We start from the raw sequence: 6031 nt of genomic DNA on the forward strand, positions 1-6031 counted from the left end.
TCGGATGCGGCCACCGGGCAGGTGGACCCCACCAGGGCCAGCGGCGAGGCCATCAAGGCGGCGCGGGACCAGAGCGCGATGAACCTGAACGAGCAGACGGCGGCTTACAAGCAGTTTGTAGAGGACCTGGCACTGATCTGGTACAAGCTGTGGGCGGCCTATTCGGCGGACGGGATGGCGGTGCAGCTGCCGGACGGCCAGGGCGGGCGGGAAGAGATCGTTATCCCGCAGCGGGCCCTGACCGGCATGGAAGTGGACATCCGCATCGACGTATCGCCGGCGGACCCCTACAGCGTGCTGAGCCGGGAGATGGCGCTGGAGAACGCGCTGGCCCGCGGACATATCACATTTGAAGAATATGTGGAGGCGCTGGACGAGAACAGCGGGGTGCCGAAGGACAAGTTCCGGGCGATACTGGAGCGGCGGCAGGCTGTTTTTCAGCAGCAGGCGGCCGGAGCAGAGGCCGGGATGACGCCGCCGGGCGCAGCGGGGCAGACACCGGGCAGAGCCGCGGGAATGCCCCCCGGCGCAGGACTTTTGACGGGCGCACCGGGCCAGCTTGCGGGAGAAGGGCTTTTCGGGGCGGGCGCCGGACTGGCGCAGGGCATGGCCGGGAGAGGGGGTGAGCGGAATGCTTTGCCCATTGTGTAGAACGGAAATGAGGATCACGGCCAGCCGGACGGTGGCACGGGGAGACGACAGCCCCGACACACCGACGGCGGTATACATTGAACAGGACCTGACCTGCCGCGACCCGCACTGTGAAAACTGCGGCAAGGTGGTGCGGCAGACCCGGGCTTATCTGATCGGGGGCCCGGACGGCGGACAGACATAAACGCCGCTTGCCGGAAAAGAGCGCAGAAGCGCAGAGAAGAGGAGCCGGCCAGGACAAAAAGCGGCAGGGAACGGCGCTGGGCCAAAGGGAGCCGGCGCAGAGCGGGGGACAGGCGGCGGCCAGCCCGCGCCGCAAAAAGCCCTCACCAGGGATAAAAGGAGAAAGAGATGGAAGAAGCACAGAGCAGCAGTATCACCGGCGTCCCGGCAGAGAACAGCCCCGGCATGGAAGCGGCGGCCGCACAGGGAGGACGCCTGCCGCAGGCAGACCCGGGGAAGCTGGGGAAAATGCCTGCGGGCGCAGCAGGGGCGGAAGCTGTCGGGCGGCAGCCCGCCGGCCGGAACGAACGCTTTGCCGGACAGCAGGGCAGAAGGCAGGAAGCTCGGGCCCAAAACGCCGCAGCGCAGGACGGTGCGGGGGCCGCCGTCCCCCGAAAGGACGAGGGACGCCCTGCGGCCCCCGCCCCGCAGGAGGGCCGGGGCCCCGGCGCATGGAGAGAGGAACGGGACGGCGGGAGGGCCGGGATGGAAGATCTGCAGCTGCGCGCCCAGGGCGAACAGCTGCGGCAGTACCAGCAGCAGGAGATGCGAACCGTTTTTGAAAACGATCTGAGCGCCATACGGAGGGCGTATCCAGACGAGCAGGCGAAGAGCGTGGACGAGCTGGGAACGCAGTTTATCGCCATGTGCGCAGCCGGCGTCTCCCCGCTGGCCGCCTATGAGGCCCTGCGGGCAGAGAAAAACCGCAGTTTCCGACAGCCGCCCAGCATGGGAGACGTGCGGCCCGTGGGAGGCAAAGGGTTTTACACCCGGGACGAGGTGGCGCGGATGTCGCGCAGTGAGATCGAGCGCAATTTTGAGCGCATACGCCGCTCGATGGACCGATGGTGAGCGGGAGGAAAGGGAGGCGAGACGCGACGGGGATGGGGCGGGCGGGAGGGCGCACGGCATGAGCGGCGGGCCCGGGCCCTGTCTGCGCCTGTAAAAGACGGCCGCAACAGCCCTCAAGAAGAAGGGAAGATCAGGGGTCTTGCCCCAAAGGCTGCAAAGGGCGGGGACAGGGCGGGAGGGAGCCCGCTGAAAACAGAAGCGGGGACGGCGCAGGCCGTCCCACAAAAAAGGAGGAGTTTGAACAGATGGCATATCAAAACTTTATCCCGGACGTGTGGTCCACTGCGATCAACCGGGAACTGGAGCGCTCGCTGGTTTACGCGGAGGGCTGCAACCGGCAGTATGAGGGCGACGTGAAAAAGATGGGCGATGCGGTGCGCATCCTGGGGGTGGGCAAGCCCACCATCACGACCACCGAGAACAAGGAGATCGTGCTGGACGACCCGGAAAAGGTGGATGACACCAGCGTGCTGCTGCCAATCCGGCAGATCAGCTATTTCAACTACCGGGTGGACGACATCGACAAGCGGCAGGCCACCGGCGGTGTGCTGGAGGCGTTGAGCAAAGAGGCCACCCAGGGGCTGGCCTTTGCGATGGACACCCATATCGCGGGCGTTGCTGCGGCGCGGGAAGCGCTCAAATACAGCGCCGCCGCGGTGCAGATCACCAAAGACAATGTGCTGGAAGAGATCGACAAGGCGCTGGAAAAGCTGTATGAGAACGATGTGCGGCCCAACGGCAAGATCATGATGGAGATCCCGCCCTGGATGTATATGCGGCTGAAGCAGGCCTACACCGTGCTGGACACCAACAACTCGAGGCTGCTGGAGAACGGCCGCGTGGGCCGCTACGGCAACGTGATCGTCAAGATGAGCAATAACGTGGCCCGGGACAGCGAGGGCAACAGCCTGGTGATGGTGCACACCGACAAGGCTATCGCGTTTGTCAACCCGATGACCCACACGGAGGCGTATCGCCCGGAAAAGGGTTTTTCAGACGCGGTGAAAGGCTTTGTGCTGTATCAGGCCAAGATCGTGCGGCCCAAAGAGCTGATGGTGATGAACGTGAAAGCCGGGGCCTAGAAAAACGGCTGAAAAAACGGGACCCGGCCAGAGATGGCGCGAGGGAAAGAAAAAACAGCTTGCGGGACAAAAACAAATTGCCGCAAATGGGAGGCCGGGGACAGCCCCCGGAGAAAGTGAGGAACAAGAGAGATGGCTGCAACGAAGATCGCATTGACCAGGGTGCCGCTGAACGGCGGCACGGCCCTGCCCGCTCTTGCGGCGCTGACCGCGGAGGGCGGAGAGATCGCCTTTGACGGGCAGGACACCAAGACCTTGATCTTGGTGGAAAACAGCGGTTCCACCGCTGGGGAGATCACCTTTAAAGCGGGCAACGGCATTCAGGGTGTGGCGGACCTGACTGTGAGCGTGGCGGCGGGCGCCACCCTGGCGTTTGTGCTGGAGAGCGGCGCGTTTAAGGCAAACGGCGCAGTAAAAGTGACCGGCCCGACAAATATGAAAGTTGGGGCACTGCTGCTGCCGTAAAGGGCAAAGTACGGCGGGGCAGTAAAGCCCTGGCCGGTCACGGAAGCGGGAGCGTGCGTGCGGGAGAACGGCGTGCCGTTCTCGTATGGACGGCCGCAAAGCGTAAGGTTTTGAGCGGGCCTGCAGCTGTCCTAATGACCGGCCCGACAAATATGAAAGTGGGGGCACTGCTGCTGCCGTAAAGAAACAGGCGTGGCAGGGCAGCAAAGCCCCAGCCGGTCACGGAAGCGGGAGCATGCGTGTGGGAGAACGGCGTGCCGTTCTCGCATGGACGGCCGCAAAGAGTGAGGTTTTGAGCGGGCCTGCAGCCGTCCTAATGACCGGCGCGACCACGATGAAAGTTGGGGCACTGCTGCTGCCGTAAAGAAACAGGCGTGGCAGGGCAGCAAAGCCCCAGCCGGTCACGGAAGCGGGAGCGTGCGCGTGGGAGAACCCTATTCGGTCCAAAGACGAGAGGATGTTTGATCGGCGGGGCCGCGCCGACGACCCGGACATCTGCCGAAAAAGGCGGAAAGCGTGTGAGAAAAACACAGCGGCGGGAGGCTGATCTGGCGCTGTGTTTTGTCAAAAGGGGGAGCGCGGGAGGACAGGTGAAGGTGCGGCGGTCCGCTGCCGTTCTCCCCTTTTCACCATGGGCAAAGACCAGGCCGGGGGCAGTACCCGGCCCCATGAAAAAACGACCGCCCCGCGGCTGCAGAGCAGGCGGGGACAAAGGGGGAAAACGACAAGTGGCACTGAAAAAGAGCACAGTTCTGTGGGCGGTACCGGGGGATCGGGAGGAGGAGACGGAGGTCCGCAAACGCGCCTACGGCAATTATCTGAAAAATCGCAGTTCAAGCGGTCCGACAAATCTGCAGGGTACAGCATCCACCGGCTTTTTGGGCGGCGGACAGAAAGCTGGACGGCCGAGCCTGACCAGCAGCGCAGACCCGCCGTGGGAACTGAAAGATCTTGGGAAAGAAATGCAGAAATTTCAAAACACACAGCAGACGCCTGCCGCAGAACAGACGACGTCGCTGCCGGCTGTCCCCCAGCTGTCCGCCGGCTGGGAACAGGAACAGTCACAGGGACTGTTGGAACTGGGCAGAGAAATCGGAGCGAATATTTCCAGGGCGGCGGATCATTATCAGAACGAGATGAAGCCCATCATGGACCAGGCCGGGGCTGCCATCTACAGCGAAAGCGGTATGACCCCTGGTGTGGAAGCGTTTCTCAGCCCCTATGAAGTGAGCGGGGAACGAAGTTATGAGACGCTGATGTACCCGATGCTGGCCCAGTTGGAGACACAGAGGGATGCGCTTTGGAACAGCGGCGTGGAGTTTCTTTTAGACCTCCCGGAAAAGTTGAGTACACCGTGGGGCATGCCGTCGGAAGATATGATCGACAATGGATTCTAGCTGGCCGGCAGATTTTGGGACTCCCCACTGCAGACGGTGGAAGCTTTCATCTATGCCACCCAGCTGAAAACTGCCTATGAAGATCTGGAAAAAGCGCGGGAAAAACTGGCGGCAGCCCCGGAGGACAAACAGTACGCGGCCGAAGAGGCTTACCACTATCTGCGGGTACAGAATCTGCTGGACAACCCGATCGAGCAACTGCGGCAGCACAATCAAGAGAGCAGGGAAGAGCGGCCAGGAATGGTGCAGGCCGCAGGATTGGCCCTGAATCTGCTGGGCAGCACAGCGGAAAGCCTGGCGATCCCGGCCGCCGCTACGGCAGCGGGAGCCGGCAGCGCCGGGCCATATATTGCCACTGGTATCAGCGCGGCGGAGACTTACCTGCAGGCCTATAAGAATGCAGTGAGCCGGGGACTGTCGACGGCGCAGGCGGAAGAAGAAGCGCGGATGGCGGCAGCCCAAGGGGTCATATTGGAACAGATGATAGGAATGCTGGGGAAAGAGCTTGGATTAGATAAGTACGAGGGCTTAGAAGAATTTCTGGGCGCAGTAGTTGAAAAAGTGGAAGAGTGGTGGGAGCGTTCAGAGGAAGAAAGGTAAAGAGCAGACCCGGGTATCCAGATGCGGAGCAGAGGGATCTGAGACCCTTTTAAGGATCGGACGGGAGCAGCAAATCTTTCCGCTGGCAGCGAAGCGGAAACCGGGGGATGGGGCAAAAGCAGCGCCTTTCAAGAGGCGTTCCGGCGCGGAGACCTTGGTTTTTAGGCAAGAGCGAAAGGAAAAGGCGGGGCTGCGGGACAAGGCATTCAGAAAAGAGAGCAGCCTGCACTTTTTACCGCGGTTTTAAGTCCTGGACAAAAGGCAGTAAAAAGGGAACGGAAAAGATATTCCGAGGGGCAATGAAAAAGCGGCGGGACAAGAAAAACGGCGCCGCAGACAGGAGGGAATGATGACTTTAGGGCAAGCGAAAGAACGCTTGAAACAGCTGCTGGACGAGAGCAGGCCGAAAGCGGATCTGACGGGCAAGTTCAATCTGTTTTTGGATATGGGACAGAAAGAGGTGGCGCTGTATTACCCGATCTACCGGGTAAAAGAGTATGCGGCGGACAGCCCGCGCGCGCTGCCGGAGGACTTTTACAGGGGCTGCCAGATCGTGGCGGAGGGGAACTGGTTCCCGTATGACGCCACGGCAGCGCTGCCCGCGGGGGCGTTCGCGCTGCGGTATGAGGCGCGGCCGGCTGATATCCCCGAGAACGCGGCGGACAGCATGGTTTTGGACCTGCCGGAAGAGGCGGCGCCCGCCGTGATCTTTTACGCGGCGGCCCAGTGCAACAGCATGGAATACGACCAGCGGTTTTTCCA

8 protein-coding genes are annotated in these 6031 nt (G+C 62.1%); all 8 read left to right on the forward strand.

Going from position 1 to position 6031, the window contains the following annotated elements:
- A partial coding sequence (locus tag H8S23_RS13685; RefSeq protein WP_207721175.1) for a hypothetical protein occupies positions 1-651 on the forward strand: 651 nt, incomplete at its 5' end.
- A complete protein-coding gene (locus tag H8S23_RS13690; RefSeq protein WP_186888918.1) occupies positions 644-835 on the forward strand; it encodes a hypothetical protein in 192 nt (63 codons plus the stop codon). The genes H8S23_RS13685 and H8S23_RS13690, both read left to right, overlap by 8 nt.
- 524 nt (positions 836-1359) lie before the next feature.
- The gene (locus H8S23_RS13695) at positions 1360-1725 is read left to right on the forward strand and encodes a hypothetical protein (protein WP_186888919.1); all 366 of its coding nucleotides are present in this window, start codon (positions 1360-1362) and stop codon (positions 1723-1725) included.
- Positions 1726-1970: 245 nt separating this feature from the next.
- Complete coding sequence (locus tag H8S23_RS13700) at positions 1971-2807, forward strand: hypothetical protein (RefSeq protein WP_186888920.1); 837 nt, start codon at positions 1971-1973, stop codon at positions 2805-2807.
- Positions 2808-2939: 132 nt separating this feature from the next.
- Positions 2940-3272 (forward strand): hypothetical protein, encoded by a 333-nt coding sequence (locus H8S23_RS13705; RefSeq protein ID WP_186888921.1) that lies wholly within the window; start codon positions 2940-2942, stop codon positions 3270-3272.
- 728 nt (positions 3273-4000) lie between these two features.
- On the forward strand, positions 4001-4669 hold the full coding sequence (locus tag H8S23_RS13710; protein ID WP_186888922.1) for a hypothetical protein: 669 nt from the start codon (positions 4001-4003) through the stop codon (positions 4667-4669).
- 36 nt (positions 4670-4705) lie between these two features.
- The gene (locus H8S23_RS13715) at positions 4706-5269 is read left to right on the forward strand and encodes a hypothetical protein (RefSeq protein ID WP_186888923.1); all 564 of its coding nucleotides are present in this window, start codon (positions 4706-4708) and stop codon (positions 5267-5269) included.
- Between the two features lie 349 nt (positions 5270-5618).
- The coding region (locus tag H8S23_RS13720; protein WP_186888924.1) for a hypothetical protein at positions 5619-6031 on the forward strand (413 nt) is incomplete at its 3' end.

It is taken from the genome of Anaerofilum hominis (assembly GCF_014287275.1).
Lineage (GTDB): Bacteria > Bacillota > Clostridia > Oscillospirales > Ruminococcaceae > Pygmaiobacter > Pygmaiobacter hominis.

Bases quoted from the DNA above. Each gene is read 5' to 3' on its own strand.
- H8S23_RS13695 (WP_186888919.1), top strand. From the start codon at position 1,360: ATGGAAGATCTGCAGCTGCGCGCCCAGGGCGAACAGCTGCGGCAGTAC.
- H8S23_RS13700 (WP_186888920.1), top strand. From the start codon at position 1,971: ATGGCATATCAAAACTTTATCCCGGACGTGTGGTCCACTGCGATCAAC.
- H8S23_RS13705 (WP_186888921.1), top strand. From the start codon at position 2,940: ATGGCTGCAACGAAGATCGCATTGACCAGGGTGCCGCTGAACGGCGGC.